This is a genomic window from Streptomyces endocoffeicus, from assembly GCF_016741935.1.
Classification (GTDB): domain Bacteria; phylum Actinomycetota; class Actinomycetes; order Streptomycetales; family Streptomycetaceae; genus Streptomyces; species Streptomyces endocoffeicus.
Window position 1 is genome coordinate 1,744,899 of sequence record NZ_JAERRG010000001.1, and the last position, 15,810, is coordinate 1,760,708.

The 15,810-nt window shown below is 70.7% G+C and carries 12 protein-coding genes; 6 read left to right on the plus strand and 6 right to left on the minus strand.

The features are described from left to right. Positions 1 to 20 precede the first annotated feature (20 nt). The 5 genes from JK364_RS06565 to JK364_RS06585 form a co-directional block, all read right to left on the minus strand. Complete coding sequence (locus tag JK364_RS06565) at positions 21 to 935, minus strand: carbohydrate ABC transporter permease (RefSeq protein WP_230991333.1); 915 nt, start codon at positions 933 to 935, stop codon at positions 21 to 23. Next, positions 935 to 1,894, minus strand: coding sequence for a carbohydrate ABC transporter permease (locus JK364_RS06570; protein WP_201848325.1), 960 nt, complete (start codon positions 1,892 to 1,894; stop codon positions 935 to 937). The genes JK364_RS06565 and JK364_RS06570 overlap by 1 nt, the downstream gene beginning before the upstream one ends. A 67-nt stretch (positions 1,895 to 1,961) precedes the next feature. Beyond that, positions 1,962 to 3,281 carry an ABC transporter substrate-binding protein gene (locus JK364_RS06575; RefSeq protein ID WP_230991334.1) on the minus strand — a complete coding sequence of 440 codons (1,320 nt, stop codon included), beginning with the start codon at positions 3,279 to 3,281 and terminating at the stop codon, positions 1,962 to 1,964. 131 nt (positions 3,282 to 3,412) lie between these two features. Next, positions 3,413 to 4,495, minus strand: a complete 1,083-nt coding sequence (locus JK364_RS06580) for a LacI family DNA-binding transcriptional regulator (protein WP_201848329.1) — start codon at positions 4,493 to 4,495, stop codon at positions 3,413 to 3,415. 100 nt (positions 4,496 to 4,595) lie between these two features. Further along, positions 4,596 to 5,147 carry a sigma-70 family RNA polymerase sigma factor gene (locus JK364_RS06585; RefSeq protein WP_201848331.1) on the minus strand — a complete coding sequence of 184 codons (552 nt, stop codon included), beginning with the start codon at positions 5,145 to 5,147 and terminating at the stop codon, positions 4,596 to 4,598. A gap of 141 nt (positions 5,148 to 5,288) precedes the next feature. Between JK364_RS06585 and JK364_RS06590 the strand changes: the two genes are divergently transcribed. The 4 genes from JK364_RS06590 (at position 5,289) to JK364_RS06605 (ending at position 11,557) form a co-directional block, all read left to right on the plus strand. Then, entirely contained in the window at positions 5,289 to 8,153 is a 2,865-nt protein-coding gene (locus JK364_RS06590; protein WP_307841170.1) for an AfsR/SARP family transcriptional regulator, read from the plus strand. A 310-nt stretch (positions 8,154 to 8,463) separates the two neighbouring features. Continuing rightward, positions 8,464 to 9,105, plus strand: coding sequence for a DUF4142 domain-containing protein (locus JK364_RS06595; RefSeq protein ID WP_201848333.1), 642 nt, complete (start codon positions 8,464 to 8,466; stop codon positions 9,103 to 9,105). 20 nt (positions 9,106 to 9,125) lie between these two features. Further along, positions 9,126 to 10,622 (plus strand): DUF1996 domain-containing protein, encoded by a 1,497-nt coding sequence (locus tag JK364_RS06600; RefSeq protein WP_201848335.1) that lies wholly within the window; start codon positions 9,126 to 9,128, stop codon positions 10,620 to 10,622. Beyond that, positions 10,622 to 11,557 (plus strand): RNA polymerase sigma factor, encoded by a 936-nt coding sequence (locus tag JK364_RS06605; RefSeq protein ID WP_201848337.1) that lies wholly within the window; start codon positions 10,622 to 10,624, stop codon positions 11,555 to 11,557. Before JK364_RS06600 ends, JK364_RS06605 begins: the two co-directional genes overlap by 1 nt. Positions 11,558 to 11,722: 165 nt before the next feature. Here the strand turns inward: JK364_RS06605 and JK364_RS06610 are convergent, their stop codons facing one another. Further along, positions 11,723 to 12,895 (minus strand): PucR family transcriptional regulator, encoded by a 1,173-nt coding sequence (locus JK364_RS06610; protein ID WP_201848962.1) that lies wholly within the window; start codon positions 12,893 to 12,895, stop codon positions 11,723 to 11,725. Positions 12,896 to 13,412: 517 nt separating this feature from the next. Between JK364_RS06610 and JK364_RS06615 the strand changes: the two genes are divergently transcribed. Both JK364_RS06615 and JK364_RS06620 read left to right on the plus strand, forming a co-directional pair. Further along, positions 13,413 to 14,138, plus strand: a complete 726-nt coding sequence (locus JK364_RS06615) for a ferric reductase-like transmembrane domain-containing protein (protein ID WP_307841171.1) — start codon at positions 13,413 to 13,415, stop codon at positions 14,136 to 14,138. Beyond that, the gene (locus tag JK364_RS06620) at positions 14,135 to 15,649 is read left to right on the plus strand and encodes an NADH-quinone oxidoreductase subunit NuoF family protein (protein ID WP_201848341.1); all 1,515 of its coding nucleotides are present in this window, start codon (positions 14,135 to 14,137) and stop codon (positions 15,647 to 15,649) included. The genes JK364_RS06615 and JK364_RS06620 overlap by 4 nt, the downstream gene beginning before the upstream one ends. Positions 15,650 to 15,810: the final 161 nt, after the last annotated feature.

Here is a 15,810-nt window from a genome sequence, read left to right on the forward strand (position 1 = left end):
GGCGGAGAGGTGGGTTGCGGTCACTTGACGCTCCCTGCGGTCAGTCCGGACTTCCAGTAGCGCTGCAACAGGATGAACGCCACGATCAGCGGCACGACGGCGAGCAGTGAGCCGATGACCACGAGGGGGTAGTACTCGGGCGAGACGGTGGCGGCGCTGTTCCAGGTGTAGAGGCCGAGGCTGAGCGGATACAGATGCTGGTCGGAGAGCATCACCATCGGAAGGAAGAAGTTGTTCCAGATGGCCGTGAGCTGAAAGAGGAAGACGGTCACGAACCCGGGCCCGAGCATCCGCAGGCTGACCCGTACATAGGTCTGCAGCTCGCCCGCGCCGTCGACCCGGGACGCCTCCAGCACCTCGTTGGGCACATAGCCGCTGCTGAGCAGGCGGGCGAGATAGACGCCGAAGGGGTTGAAGAGGACCGGGATGAAGACCGCCCAGAAGGTGTTGACCATCCCGATCTCGGAGGCCACCAGATAGAGCGGAAGGGCCAGCACGGTCGGCGGCACCATGACGCCGGTGAGGACGAGCCCGAAGAACTTCTCCTTGTGCCGGAACTCGTACTTGTCGAAGGCGTAGCCCGCGGCGACGCTGATGAGCGAGCCGACCAGGGCCCCGACGACCGCGTACAGCAGGCTGTTGACGTACCACTCGCCGTAGAGCCCGCCGTCCATGGAGAACAGGTCGGAGAGGTTGCGGCCGAAGGAGAAGTCGCCGAGCGAGAAGATGTCGCTGCCGAAGAGGGCGTCGGCATTCTTGGTGGACGCCAGCACCAGCCACAGCGCGGGCAGCATGGTGTAGAGGGCGGCGATCAGGACCACGGCGTTGGCGATGCCGCGGCTGGTCAGCTTGGAGCCGCCGAAGGGCTTGCCGAGCGGCCTGGACGGTCCCCGGGGTGAGGGGTCCACGGGGGTGGTGGGTGTGGTCGTGGTCATCACGCTCTCCGTTCCCGGCGGCCCGACCAGCGCGTCACGGCGTACGACAGGACGCAGGTGACGATCAGGAGGATGACGGAGGCCGCGGAGGCGAGTCCGTAGTTGTTGCGGCGGAAGGCCGCGTCGTAGATGTACATGTTCGGGGTGAAGCGGGAGTTGACCATCGGGGTGGCCTGGTTCATCAGCATGGGCTCGGTGAACAGCTGCAGCGCGCCGATCAGGGAGAACATGCACACCATCACCACGGAGCCCCGGATGATGGGCACCTTGACCTGGAGCGCGGTGCGGATGCCGCCGGCGCCGTCGATGGTCGCCGCCTCGATCACCTCACGCGGCAGCGCCTGGAGCGCGGCATAGAAGATGATCATGTTGTAGCCGAGGCCGCTCCACAGGGCGATGTTGACGATCGACGGGAGCACGGTGTGCAGGCCGAGGAAGTCGACGGTGATGTCGGCCTGCGCGAAGAGCTTGATCACCGGGCTGAGCCCCGGGGTGTAGAGGTACAGCCAGATGACGGCCGCGATGATGCCGGGGACGGCGTGCGGCAGGTAGAGCAGCATCTGCGAGGTCCGGCGCAGCCGGATGAGGCCCGAGTCGAGCAGCAGGGCGAGCGCGAGGGCGCTGACGACCACGGTGGGAACGAAGATCACGCAGTAGAGGGCGATGGTGCCGAACCCGGAGAGGAAGCTGGGGTCCTGCAGCACCGCGAGATAGCTGCGCAGTCCGGTGAAGACGGTCTCCCCGCCGCCGAAGCCGAGGCCGCTGTGGTCCTCGCCGAAGAAGCTGAGGTAGATGGCGTAGCCGACGGGGACGAGGAACACGGCGATGAGCAGTGCCGTGAAGGGGGTCAGCAGAACGGTGGCGGCGATCCGCTGCTGGCGCCGTCCGATTCTGCGGGGCGGGTCGGCGGCGGCCGCCTGTGGCGGCGCCGTCCGTCTTGAGGACGTGACTGTGCTCACGGGGTACCTCGGCTCGGGCGTGGTGAGTGCGGCTTTTGAAGGTGCGGTGTGAGGTGGCGGGGCGGGCTCAGTCGGTGGTGACCGACAGGCCGAGGCTCTTCAGGTCGGGCATGGTTCTGTTCTGGGCTTCCCGCAGGGCCTCCAGGACGGTGCCGCTGCCGACCCCGGCCCGGGCGAGCCCGTCGTCGCCGGAGGTGGTGGTCGACACCATCCGCGGCCCCCACTTCCAGCTGGAGGTGATCATCTCGGCCTGCTTCCCGAAGAGGCCGAAGATGTCCTGTCCGGAGAAGTAGCTGGTGTCCATCTCCTTGCGGGCGACCGGGACCAGGCTGGGCACGGACGGGAAGGCGCTGCTGACACCACTGGCGAGCTTGGCCTTCAGCGCGTCGGGGCTGGTCACCATCCAGGAGATGAACTCCATGGCCTCCTTGGGGTGTCGGCTGTCCTTGGTGACCATGAAGGTCGAGCCGCCCTGCGTGCTCACCTTGGGCTTCGCCGGGTCCCACTGCGGCATCGGCGCGATGGCCCATTTGCCCTTGCCATCGGGGGTGGACGCCATCATGGAGCCCGCGGCCCAGGCGCCGGCCAGATAGCCGGACGTCTCACCGCTGCGCAGATGGGCCCGCCACTGCTGGCTGGAGCCGGGTTCGACGCGCACCAGGTCGTCGTCCATCAGCCGCTGCCAGTAGCCGGCGACCTTGCGGGTGGGGGCGTCGTCCATGGAGACGCGCCAGGTGTCATTGGAGGTCTGGTACCACTGGGCCCCGGCCTGCCAGGCGTACCCGGCCATGTAGAGGGTGCCGCCGGTGGTGAAGAGGCTGGCGATACGGGAGCGCGGCTGGGCCTTCTTGAGCTTGCGGGCCGAACTCTCGAACTCCGCCCAGGTCTTGGGGACCGGGATGTGGTTCTTGGTGAAGATGTCCTTGCGGTACAGGAAGACCATCGGCTCGATGTCCACCGGTACGGCGTAGGTGCGCCCGTCGAAGGTGGTGAGGTCCAGCGCCTGCGGCAGGATCTTGCGGCGTACCGAGTCGGGCAGCAGCTTGGTGATGTCCCGGGGCACGCCGTCGATGGTGAAGCTGGGCAGCTGGGGGTATTCGATGGTGGCGACATCGGGGGCGTTGTCCGCGCGGGCGGCGTTGCTGAGCTTGGCCCAGCCGCCCTGCTCGCCGGAGGGGACCTGCTGGAAGTTCACCTTGATGTCGGTGTGGGTGCGGTTGAACTCGTCGACGACCTCCTGGCTGCCGCGCAGCGCCGACCAGAAGGTGAGGCGCACGGGACCGTCACCGACGGTGTCGGACCCGCGGCTTGTGGAGCAGCCCGCCAGGACGAGGACGAGCAGCGTGAGCAGTGCGGTGGTACCCGCCGTAGCCCGGTGTCCGGGCATCGGGCGTCCTGGGCGTCTGTGGCCAGGCATGGACCCTCCCCTGATTCAACGGTGGAGTCAGAGGGAATCCTGATCGCTTGACTGAAAAGCCGTCAATACATCGAACAGAAGAAACTAAAGCGGTCAAACGCTCAGTGGAGCGGGGCGGTGGAATCCCGGACCACCAGGTCCGGCAGCAGCTCCAGATGGCGGGCGGCACCGGCCCACCGCCCGGCCCGGGTCCGCTCCAGCTGCCGGGTCAGCAGCTCCAGCGCCGCCTGCCCCACCTCCCCCTTGGGCGGGGCCACCGCCGTCAGCGCGATCTGCCCCATGTCGGCGACCACATCGTTGTAGGCCACCACCGAGCAGTCGCCCGGCACCTCGACACCCGCCTCGCACAGCCGCTGGACCAGCACCAGCGCGTCCATGTCGCCATGGATCAGCGCGGCGGTGGCCCCGGCCCGGCGCACCGCGCCGACCAGGTCGGCCTCCCGCTCGTCGCGCGGACGGGGATCGGGCCCCGCGGTGCGCGAGCTGAGCATCACCGGGCACCCCTCACTGATGCCGCGGGCCGCGGTCTGCGCGGCGAACTCCGACCGGATCACCCGCGCGGTGGGGCTGTCGTCGCGCGCCGCCAGCACGATCCGCCGGTGCCCCAGCGAGATCAGGTGCTCCAGCGCCAGATGCACCCCGTAGGCGTGGTCCGAGCGCACACAGTCCAGCCCGTAGATCGCGCTGCCCCGGTGGGGCCGGCGCTCCACCAGCACCACGGGGACCTCCAGGGCGGCGAGCCAGGCGTGGTCCGCCCGCGCCCCCGCCTCGGTGCGCCAGCGCGGTGCGAGCAGCAGCCCCCGCGCCCCCGCGTCCAGCGCCTGGCGGACCGCGCGCTCGGTGCCGCGCTCGTCCGCGGCGATGTGCAGCGCGAGCCGCAGCCCGGTCTTCTCGGCGGCCCCCCGCGCCGCCTGGACGACCTCGGTGAGATACGTGTTGCCCACCGGGACCACCATGCCGATGGTGTCGCCGGTGGCGGTGGACTCCGTGGGCATCGGCCGCAGCGAGCGCGCCACCCCGTGGCCGCGGCGCAGCTCCCCGCGCTGGGCCAGCTCCTCCACGTCCCGCCGTACGGTGACGACGGACACCGCCAGCTCATCCGCGAGATCGGTGATCCGGGCGCTGCCCCGGGCCTCCACGAGGGCCGCGATCCGTGCCTGCCGCTTCTGCGCCGGCTCCCGCATGTTCCCCACCTCCGACGCGATCGACTTTCGTCTTCCTATCGAAACACCGCCATAGTAGCGATCATTCGATCAGAAAGCAGTCGGCGGATGGCCGGGACAGTCAGCAGTCGGTGATCCCCCGCTCCCGCAGGGCCGACCGCAGCGCCCGAGTCGCGTAGTACGTCCGGGACTTGACGGTTCCGGTAGGCACCCCGAGCGCCCGGGCCGCCTGGCTCACACTGCGGTCCAGATAGTGCAGATGCAGCAGCACCTCCCGCTGCGGGGGCGCCAGGTCCGCCAGGGCGTCCCACACCACCCGGGCGGTGAGCGTCTGATCGACCGCGTCCGGCGCGGCCAGCATCGCCATATCCGCCTCACCGGCCATCTCCAGCCGCGGCTCCATCTGGTCGTGGTGGGCGTCGCCGGCCAGATCGCCGACCAGATCGCTCACCACCGTGAACAGCCGGTGGCGGGCGGTGGCATCCATGGGGCCGACGTCCATCGGCCGCTGCCAGGCCCGGATCGCCACCTCCTGCACGATGTCCTGGGCCCGGTGCCAGTCCCCGCCCAGTAATCGGGCCGCCAGCCGGAGCAGCGCCGAGCCGTGGCGCCGGTACAGCGTCTTCAAGAAAGTGTCGGCGTCGGTCATGACGGCCGCCGCGTTGATGTCCATCGTCCCGTTCCCCCCGAGGCGAATGTGTCGATGGCGGGAGCGTAAAAGAAGGGGGACGCCGATTGAGTGACGAAAGTCTGACGTCACACCACGGCCGGAAGAGCACGGTGCCCGAAACGGGCTCGACTAAGATCCCCAGTTGTGCGATTTACGGTGTTAGGCCCGGTCAGGGCGTGGCGCGAGGGCGCCGAACTGGAGCTGGGCCCGCCCAAACAGCGAGCGCTGCTGGCGCTGTTGCTGGTGCGGGCGGGACAGCCGGTGGCGCTCAGCGAGATCGTCGACGTCCTCTGGGCACAGGATCCGCCGAGCACCGCGGTGAATGTGGTGCACCGCCATGTGGGTTCGGTGCGCCGGTTGCTGGAACCGGGCCTGGCGGCGCGGGCGGAGGGCAGCCGGCTGGTGCGCAGCTCCGGCGGCTACCGGCTGAACGCCGACCCGGACGCGCTGGATCTGCTGCGCTTCCGGCGCCTGAGCGAATCGGCCCGGCGCACCGCCGCCGAGGGCGAGCCGGAGCGGGGGGCGGAGCTCTTCGCCCAGGCGCTCGCCCTGTGGCAGGGGCCGACCGCCACCGGGGTCCCCTCCGACATCCAGACCCATCCCGTCTTCTCCGGTGTCGACCGTGAACTTCTGGCCATCGCCAAGGAGGCCGCCACCACGGCGCTGGCCTCCGAGGTGCCGGAGCAACTGCCCACCGTGCTCCAGCAGTTCGCCGCCCACCACGCGCTGGACGAGACCCTCCAGGCCCAGCTGATCCGGGTGCTCGCCACCACCGGACGGCGGGCCGAGGCGCTGGAGGTCTTCGCCACGGCGCGGAACCGGCTGGCGGACCAGCTCGGTGTGGCGCCCGGCCCGGAGTTGCGCGCCGCCCACCGCGAGGTGGTGCCCCGGTCGACCCCGGCCCCCGCCGAGCCGGTCCAGCCCACCCCTCCGGCGACGCCGCCCGCCCCGGCGGTCCGCCCGGCGCAACTCCCGCCCGATCTGCCCGCGTTCAGCGGTCGCCACAACGAACTCGCCGGTATCCACGCCCTGCTGCCCGAGGGCGCCGGGGTCGCCTCACCGGCCCCGCTGGTGATCAGCGCGATCGACGGGATGGCCGGGATCGGCAAGACCGCGCTGGCCGTGCACTGGGCGCACCGGATCGCCCACCGTTTCCCGGACGGACAGCTCTACGCCAATCTGCGCGGCTTCGATCCGACCGGTTCGATGATGTCGCCGAACGACGCGCTGCGCGGATTCCTCCATGCACTGGGGATCCCGCCGAGCCGGGTGCCCACGGGTCTGGACGCCAAGACCGCGCTGTACCGCAGTCTGCTGGCGGGGCGGCGGATGCTGGTCCTGCTGGACAATGTGGTGGACTCCCAGCACGTACGGCCGCTGCTGCCCGGCTCCCCCGGCTGTCTGACCATCGTCACCAGCCGCAATCAGCTGCACGGGCTGATAGCGAGCGAGGGGGCCCGTCCTCTTACTCTGGGGCCGCTGTCCCCGGCCGAGTCCCATGAGGCACTCGTCCGGCGGCTGGGCACGGACCGGGTCGCCGCGGAACCGCAGGCGGTGGCGACCATCATCCGGCTGTGCGGGCGGCTGCCGCTCGCGCTGGCGGTGGTGGCCGCCCGCGCCGCGACCCGTCCCTCCTTTCCCCTTTCTTCTGTCGCCGCGGAGTTGCGCGAGAGCCAGGGCAACCTCGACGCGTTCGCGGGCGCCGATCCGAGCACCGACGCGCGGAGCGTCTTCTCCTGGTCCTACCGGGCGCTGGAGCCGGAGGCCGCCCGGCTGTTCCGGCTGCTGGCCCTGCATCCCGGGCCCGAGGTCTCCACCGCGGCGGCCGCGAGCCTGGCCGGGCTGCCGCTCCGGGTCACCCGGGCCCTGCTGGCCGCGCTCACCCGCGCCCATCTGCTGGTGGAGCACGACCCGGGCCGCTACACCTTCCACGATCTGCTGCGGGCCTACGCCATGGAGCTGGTCCAGGACCATGAGGCGGAGGAGATCCGCCAGGACGCCCGGCACCGGATGTTCGACCACTATCTGCACACCGCGCGCACCGCCGCCACCCGGCTCGCCCCGCACCGGACCGAACCGCTGCCCGTGTCCCCGGCCCGGCCCGACGCGGCGCCCGAGCACCTCGGCGGCCAGGAGCGCGCCGAGGCATGGCTGTCGGCCGAGCGCCGCGTACTGCTGTCGGTCGTCGAGCACGCGCGCGACCACGGATTCCCGACCCACGCCTGGCAGTTGGCCGTGACGCTGGAGCTCTTCCTGGACCGGCGCGGCCACTGGCAGGAGCAGACCGCCATCCAGCGCACCGCGCTGGGGGCGGCCCGCGCCCTGTCCGATCGGCTCGGCCAGGCGCACAGCCACCGCACCCTGGGCTTCGCCGAGGGACGGCTGGGCCGGTACGAGGAGGCATACGGCCAGCTGGAGCGGGCGCTTGAGCTGTTCACGGAGCTCGGCGAGCGGGCCGGGCAGGCCCGCACCCTGCGCGCCCTGGCCTTCCTGGCCAACTGTCAGGGCCGCTGCCGGGAGGCGCTGGACCACTACCGGCCGGCGCTCGGCCACTATGTCGCCCTGGACCACATCAGCGGACAGGCCAGCGTGCTCAACGAGATCGGCTGGACCCATATCCTGCTCGATGAGTACGAACACGCCCTGGCCCGCTGCCGGGAGGCCGTCGAACTGCACCGGCGGATCGGCGACGCGTCCGGCGAGGCCGCCGCGCTGGACAGCCTGGGGTACGCGTACCACCATCTCGGACGGTATGAGCACGCCCTCACGTCCTACGGCCGGGCGATTCTCCTCTACCGCGAGATCAGCGACCGGTATCTGGAGGCCGACACCCTGCACCACCAGGGGGACACCCGGTTGGCCCAGGGCGATGTGGCCACCGCGCTCACGGACTGGCGGCGGGCCCTGGAAATTCTCCAGGAGCTGAACCACCCCGATGCCCGGGTCCTCGACGGCAAACTGGGGCAGTACCGGCAGTCACCGCATCCGGCCTCGGCTCTGAGCGGCTGACGGGGCCTGGTGGGCGTGGTCTTCCGCGCTGTCGCATCCACGGCGGGGCGCCTCCGGGTCGTCGGGACGGTGTGCGGCCGGCCCGCTCGGGCGAGGCCGTGCACCGGGTTCTCCCTGCCGTACGTACGGGCCCGGTGAGTTGCTCAACCGGGTGGGAAAAATCTTTGTGAGCGCCCTCCGGAGGGCGGCCGCGCAGGGTACCAGCAGGTAATGATCTCTGTCCCGGCTTTATTCACTAGTGATGAGGTCTCCACGACCGAGCCACACGAGGTACTAGCGTCCGGTGTCACTCCGAACCAAGGAGGGCGCTGTGCCATCAGCAAACCTCACCAGATCCATCGCCTCCAGCCGTACCATCGGCACCGGGCTCATCATCGGGGCGCTCGCCGTCACCCTGGCGGCGATCCTCATTCCGGTGTCGTTGTTCGGTGAGAGCAGCGTGGCCCTGCCGCGCAATGGCGTCGCGGACGACGGCGGTGGGACGGTCAGCACCCAGTACGGGCCGCTCACGGCCACTGACCGGGACTTTGTCCGCAAAGTCAGGCTCGCCGGAACGTGGGAGCTCCCCGCCGGGCGCCTCGCCCAGGAGCGTGGCGGCCGGGACGCCGTGAAGACCGCGGGTGAGCATCTCATCGAGGGACACACCGAACTCGACCGCCGCTCCGAAGAGGTCGGCCGGGCTCTCGGAATCCAGCTGCCCAGTCAGCCCAACGCACAGCAGCAGGGCTGGCTGAATGAGATGACCAACGCCGGCAGCAGCGCCGAGTTCGAGCGGGTGTTCGCAAACCGGTTGCGCGCCGCTCACGGCAAGGTGTTCAACCTTGTGGCGCAAGTGCGAGCCGAGAGCCGCAACTCCATGGTCAGATCTCTGGCCACCAGGGCCAATGCCATCGTTCTCGACCACATCACGGTCCTCGAGGACACCGGGCTTGTCGACTTCGACGCCCTCTAACGACTAAGTGAAGTGATCTCATGAGGCAACAGACCCACAAACGCGGGCGGTTTACGAACAAAACCGTCGCCATCGTCGCCGCGCTGGCGCTCGGCGGCGGCGGGGCCGCGATCATCGCCGCCAACGCGTCCGCCCACGGCGACAAGAGCGGCTCCGACCAGCAGAACAGCACCGTGGCCGCGAAGGCGGGGACGATCCAGTGCCCCGATGTGGGGCAGCAGCTGAGTGACGTGCCGTCGAAGTCCAGGCCCGAGGTCGACAAGAACCTGGCCGAGCTGGACAACCAGGTGGCCAAGGCCTACCAGCAGATGAACCAGCAGGGTTCGAACGACGCCGTGCTCTCCAAGCTCAACGACGACCGCTCCCAGACGCTGGACAACATCGGCTCGGCCATGGGCGGCGACAACTCCCAGCTGCAGGGCATGGCCAACTGCAAGTGGCAGGAGGTCGCCAACCAGGCCGGCCAGGGCCAGGACGGTCAGCAGCAGGGCGGCGACCAGCAGGGCGGTCAGCAGCAAGGCGGCGACCAGCAAGGTGGTCAGCAGCAGGGCGGCGACCAGCAAGGTGGCGACCAGCAGGGCGGCGAGGGCGCCAACGAGGTGCCCGGCAACGCCGGCGGTCAGGCGGGCAACGGCCCGGCGCAGGACGACTTCGTCGACATCACCAAGGTGCAGCCGAACGTCCAGCAGCCGCCGGAGGCCCAGGGGAACGGCTCCTCCGGCACCTTCTCCTCGGAGTGCGGAGTCGGCGACCCCGGACTGCGCAACAGTGACAACGTGATCGTCGCGCCCGGTGTCGGCAACGGCGCCCACCACATGCACGACTACGTGGGCAGCGACAAGAACGACGCCTTCGCCAACAACCAGACCTTCGAGCAGGGCGGCACCTCCTGCGAGAACCAGGACGACAAGTCGACCTACTACTGGCCCGTGGTCCGCGCCCAGGACGGCAAGGACGAGGCGGACGCCGACCAGCTCGGCGGCGGCCAGGAGGGCAACGTCGGCACGATCCTGACCCCCAAGAGCTCCAAGATCGAGTTCAAGGGCAACGCGCAGAGCAAGGTCGCCGCGATGCCGAAGTTCCTGCGCATCATCACCGGTGACGCCAAGGCCTTCACCAACGGCGACAAGAACGCCAACGCCTCCTGGAGCTGCACCGGCTTCGAGGACCGTCAGCTGACCGACAAGTACCCGCTCTGCCCCGAGGGCAGCTCGGTCACCCGGACCTTCGACTTCCAGAGCTGCTGGGACGGGCAGAACATCGACAGCGCCAACCACCGTGACCACGTGGCGTTCGCAGGCGAGGACGGCTCCTGCCCCAACGGCTTCAAGGCCATCCCCCAGCTGGTGAACACCATCACCTACGACGTGCCGGCCAACACCCCGTTCGCCGTGGACGGCTTCCCCGAGCAGTTGCACAAGCCCATCACGGACCACGACGACTTCATCAACGTGATGTCGGAGGACCTGATGAACGAGGCGGTGGACTGCATCAACAGCGGCAAGCAGTGCGGCTGATGGCACACACTCACCAGGCGCGCGTCGGCCGGAAGGCCGGCGCGCGCCGCGCTGTCACCGGGCACTTACACCAGGCCGCGGACGACGACGCGGCCACCGACCCGCCGGCGGCGGAGCATCCGGACACCGAGGGTTTCCCGGGACCGGGACATACCGACCGATCGGTCCGTCCCCCCTCGGACCAGGAGCTCACCCGGCAGTTGGTGGAGGGCTACCGGTCGGGCAGCAGCAGTCCGGCCGCGGCCGACCTGCTCTACCGCCGCCACCACCCGGCGACCCTGCGCTACGCCCGGACCTGCTGCCGTGACCCCCATGACGCCGAGGACCTGGCCTCCGAGGCGTTCTTCCGCACCTTCCAGGCCGTTCGCGCCGGGGGCGGTCCGCGGGGCTCCTGGCGGCCGTATCTGCTCACCGTGGTGCGCCATACGGCGATGGAGTGGAGCGCCGGGGAGCGCCGGGTGCTGCTCACCGCCGACTTCGAGTCCTGGCGGCAGCACGCGCCCACGGCCGACCCCCAGCAGCATCTGGTGGCCCGGGAGGACCGCCGGTTGCTCATCCGCAGCTTCCGGGGACTCCCCGAGCGCTGGCAGACCGTGCTGTGGCTGACCCTCGTCGAGGAGGAGACCCCGCACCGGGTGGCCATGGTCCTGGGCATCTCCCCCAGCGGGGTGACCTCGCTGGCCTTCCGGGCCCGGGAGGGGCTGCGGGAGTCGTATCTGCGGGCCCATCTGGAATCGGCGCGCGACGACCGGTGCCGGCACTACAGCGGCCGGCTCGGCTCCTCGGTGCGCCGCGGCGGGGTGCGCGGCCGGGCGCTCGCGCGCCATCTCGCCGAATGCGCCTTCTGCGCCCACGCCTACCGCGAACTCCTCGGCCTGAACGCCGCGATGCGCACGGCCCCGCGCACGGCGGCGCCCGCCGGGGCGAGGGGCTGAACCACCCCGCTCCGGCGATCCCGGCGGGCTCCCCGAGCCGCCGGGGGCAGCGAAAACCGCCGACCGCGTGAGCGCGGCCGGCGGTTCGCCTTCTGGTGGCGGATCCTGACCGGAGTCTTCTGGTGACAGAGTCCTGGCCAGAGTCTTCTGGTGGCGGAGTCCTGGTCAGAGTCCGTTGACGCGCGCCTCCCTGGCGATGCCCAGCGGCCGGACACCGGGGGGCGCGCCGGTACGGGTCCGGCGGCTCACCCGGGACGCCTGCCGCCGTATCCGGTCCACCTGCGCCATCAGCCTGCGGCCGCGCAGCGCCATCTCCAGCTCGAAGCGTATTCGGGGGTCCCGGAGGCCGGGCCCGAAGAGCTTCTCGATCTGGCGCAGCCGGTATCGCACGGTCTGCGGATGCACCTTGAGGGCCTTGGCCGCCTCGGGCGCGCCACCGCCCTCAAGCCAGGCCAGCAGCGTCATCTGCAGGCGCTCGCTCTGCCGGGGGGTCAGCCCGACCAGCGGCTTGAGCCACCGGGCGGCCAGCGCCCGGACCAGCGACTCGTCCTGGAGGAGCAGCAGCATCGACAGATGGTCGTCGACGAAGAGCACCCGGGCCTCGGGGCCGGAGCGGGCGGGCGTCAGGGTCAGCAGGCGCCGGGCCCAACGCAGCGAGGAGGCCGCGTCGTTGAGCGGCACCACATGGCCCACGGCCGCGGTACGGCCGCGCAGCGCGGTCTCCAGCGCCGCCCGGGTGCCGGGCTCGGCCGGGGTGGGTTCCCGCTCCGGGTCCTTCTCGCCCTCCTGGGCGGCGGCGGTGCCGGGGTCCGGGGTGGGTCCCGGGTCCGCGTCCGGGTCGGGGATCAGCAGGCACAGCTCGTCGCCGACCGCGCCGATGAGGGTGTCTCCCAGCACGGCGGCCAGTTGCGGGGCCTCGCCCGGGGTGGGCAGGGCGATGGCCTGCACCGTCTCGGGAAGCGGCCAGCGGGCGGCCCGGGAGAGCTCCACCAGGGTGCGCTCGGAGACCGCCACCTCGCCGGTGAGGGCCTCGAACAGATCGCGCCGGGCCCGCTCGGGCGGCACCTCGGCCAGCGCCTCCTCACCGGAGGCGGCGGCCTGCTCGCCCGCGCCGTCCTCGCCCGCCTTGCGGTGGCCGAGTGCGGTCAGGAGAGCCTGCTCGACTCCCCACCGGACCTTGTCTCGCTCAGAGTCCTCCAGGAGTTCGGCGAATCCCGGAATTCTGTGCCGAAGGTTCTCAACCACCTCGTCGGCCAGGGACGGGAGTTCATTGCGCAGCACACGGGTCCACTCGCCACGGGGGCGGGACCAGATGCGGTTCACGAGTTCGCCCATCATTACCTCGTTCTTGCCGGGGGGAGACCTGGCCGTTGGGGGGTCGGTCAGGTCCGTGGAGGTTGCCTCCGTCACCGGTTCGTCCAGTACCGGTCAGGGAGTCGAGGGTCCTCCGCTACGTCATAGAGGACCCCGCCCCCTCCCGGTCCCGGCACTTTGCCGGTTCTTTGCCATTGAGACGACAGTGGATCAGCCGGGGACGGTGTGGGCACGGTTCGTCCACTAGAAGTTGTCACGTTACGACAAATCTTATGGAGATCAGGTGTACTTCCGAGAAGCTGCTGCCCCCAAGACGACTTTGACGTATCTCGTCACCCGCGCGAATCCGCGCGATCGGGAGGCTCCAATGTCCATGTCCCAAACGCCGCTCCCCTCCTCGCAGGGGCGTCACGGGGGACGCCGAGCTCGTGGCGGACGACGAGCCGCTCGCCGGACCCAGCAGCGTGATCCATCCGGACTGGGGTGGCCACGCCATACCCGGATCTATGCCGTCGTCGGCTCCATCGCACTGTCCCTGTACGTGACATGGAGTGCCGGCGCGTTCTCGAAGATGTTCGTGTTCCTCGACTTCGGCGCGGGTGTGCTCGCGCTGGTCTGTCTCACGTCGGCGGTGCTGTGGGGGCTCGCCGCGACCGACCAGATGATCCTGAACTCCAAACAGCGGCTGCTGGCCCAGGCCATCCACCGGGCGGCCGCGGTCGCCGGACTGCTCTTCCTGGCCGTTCACATCTGGGTCAAGGTCGCGGAGAGCCACACCAACGCCGCGTCCATCGCGATACCGTTCGCTGACGCAAATCAGCCGGTGCTGATCGGGCTCGGCACCATCGCCGGCTATCTCTTCGTGATCGCCGCGGTGACCGGTGCGGCCCGCAGCTCGTTCGCCTCCAGGGGCAACTCCCGCTGGCGGTACCGCTGGTGGCGGGCGCTGCATGTGGGCGCCTACCCCGCGTGGTGCGCCGCGCTGATCCACGGTCTGAAGGCGGGACGCGCCGCCAAGATCTGGGCGACCTACGGCTACCTCGCGGCGCTCGCCGGTGTGGCCATCGCGCTGTGGCTGCGGCTGGTCCAGCGGCGGCGCCAGGACATCGACCGGGCGGACGGCATCGAGGTCAGGAACCCTCCGGCCCGCAGCATGCAGGAGGGCCGGACCCGGCGGTCCGATCCCACCGTGCCGCGCCCCCGTTCGGCCGAGCCCGGCCGGTATGACAACCAGCCGCTCGGCGCCTCCCGCGGGTGGGACCGGTGATCACGACCAAACCCAGGCTCGCCTGTGTCGATCCGCCCCGGCTGCTGGCCGGGCTCGACGAGGTGTACCGGCTCGACCGCGTCGGCCATCTGACCGTCCATGGCACCATGCCGGCCCTCCGGGCGGACGAGCTCGTGGCACTCGCGGAGAACATCGATCTGCGCGGGCGCGGCGGCGCCGGATTCCCCTTCGCCAAGAAGGTCCAGGCGGTCGTGGAGTCGGCCGGCCGGCGCGAGGGCCGCTGCACCGTGGTGGTCAACGGCAGTGAGGGCGAGCCCAGTTGTCTCAAGGACACCGCGCTGCTGCTGCACACCCCGCATCTGGTGATCGACGGCGCCGTACTGGCCGCCGAGGCGCTCGGTGCCGAGGAGGTGGCCATCGCGGTGCACCGCCAGGATGTCGAGGAGTCCGTGGCCGCCGCGATCGCCGAGCGCGGCCCCAGTGGCGTCCCGGTGGGGGTGAGCCGCACCCCGGACCGGTTCGTGGCCGGTGAGGGCGGCGCGGTCATCAACGGCATCAGCGGCGCCCCGGCCATCCCCAACGGCCGGAAGATCCGGACCAGCGACAGCGGGCTCAGCGGACTGCCGACCCTGCTGTCCAACACCGAGACCTTCGCCCAGCTCGCGGTGGCCGCCCGGATGGGCGCCCTGCCGTACCGCTCGGTGGGGCTGCCCACCGAGCCGGGCACCACGCTGCTGACGGTCGGTGGCAAGTACGTGATGGAGACGCCCACCGGGGTGCCGCTGACCTACGTCCTGGAGCTGTGCGGTCTCACCCCAGGTCAGGCGATCCTGGTGGGGGGCTACCACGGCAAGTGGCTGGACCCCAAGAGCATCAACGCCGCCACGATCTCCCGGGAGTCCATGAAGAAGTACGGCGCCCGGCTGGGCGCCGGTGCGGTGCTGCCCCTCCCCGAGAACACCTGCCCGCTCGGCGAAACCGCGCGGATCGCGCGCTGGCTGGCCGCCGAGACGGCCGGTCAGTGCGGGCCCTGCTTCATCGGGCTGCCCGCGCTCGCGGACGCCATCGGCCAGGTGGAGCGCGGCGGTGGCCAGTCCTCGATCGACAATGTGCGCGCCTACGTCAACTCGGTGAAGAAGCGCGGGGCCTGCAGCCATCCCGATGGCACCGCCGGTTTCGTGACCACCGCGCTGGACGCGTTCCCCGAGGAGTTCGAGGCGCACGCGCTCGGCGCCGGCTGCGGACGGCCCACGATGGGGGTGCTGCCGCTGCCGGAGGACGCGCTGCCGCTCGCCCTGCCGCCCGCCCCGCTGAACCCCGCGGCGCGCGACGAGCGCCGCCAGCGGGGGCCGACGGAGAAGCTCCTGGTGGACTGGTCGCTGTGCCAGGGCCATGGGCTGTGCGCGGACATCCTGCCGCCCGAGGTGCTGACGCTCGGGATCGACGGCTATCCGTCCTCGGCCACCATGGAAGTGCCCCGGCAGCTGCGGGCGCAGGCGGTCCGCGCGGTCCGCCGCTGCCCCGCCCTGGCGCTGCGCATCGAGGAGTAGCGAGGGGACGATCAGCCGCACCACCGACACCGCGACGGCCGTGTGAAACGGCCGTCGACTGCTGTGCGCTCAGCGATCCGGAGAATTTTGCGTCCGGTGACAAATTCGCGAGCCGCTGAACGCCGGTCCGTACGGGCTCCGTATGGACCGGCGTCGGCGCA

Excerpts from the sequence above, each read along its gene's own strand:
- JK364_RS06610 (WP_201848962.1), bottom strand. The coding sequence starts at position 12,895 with ATGATGGGCGAACTCGTGAACCGCATCTGGTCCCGCCCCCGTGGCGAG.
- JK364_RS06600 (WP_201848335.1), top strand. The coding sequence starts at position 9,126 with ATGAGGCAACAGACCCACAAACGCGGGCGGTTTACGAACAAAACCGTC.
- JK364_RS06585 (WP_201848331.1), bottom strand. The coding sequence starts at position 5,147 with ATGGACATCAACGCGGCGGCCGTCATGACCGACGCCGACACTTTCTTG.
- JK364_RS06575 (WP_230991334.1), bottom strand. The coding sequence starts at position 3,281 with ATGCCCGGACACCGGGCTACGGCGGGTACCACCGCACTGCTCACGCTG.
- JK364_RS06565 (WP_230991333.1), bottom strand. The coding sequence starts at position 935 with ATGACCACGACCACACCCACCACCCCCGTGGACCCCTCACCCCGGGGA.
- JK364_RS06580 (WP_201848329.1), bottom strand. The coding sequence starts at position 4,495 with ATGCGGGAGCCGGCGCAGAAGCGGCAGGCACGGATCGCGGCCCTCGTG.
- JK364_RS06605 (WP_201848337.1), top strand. The coding sequence starts at position 10,622 with ATGGCACACACTCACCAGGCGCGCGTCGGCCGGAAGGCCGGCGCGCGC.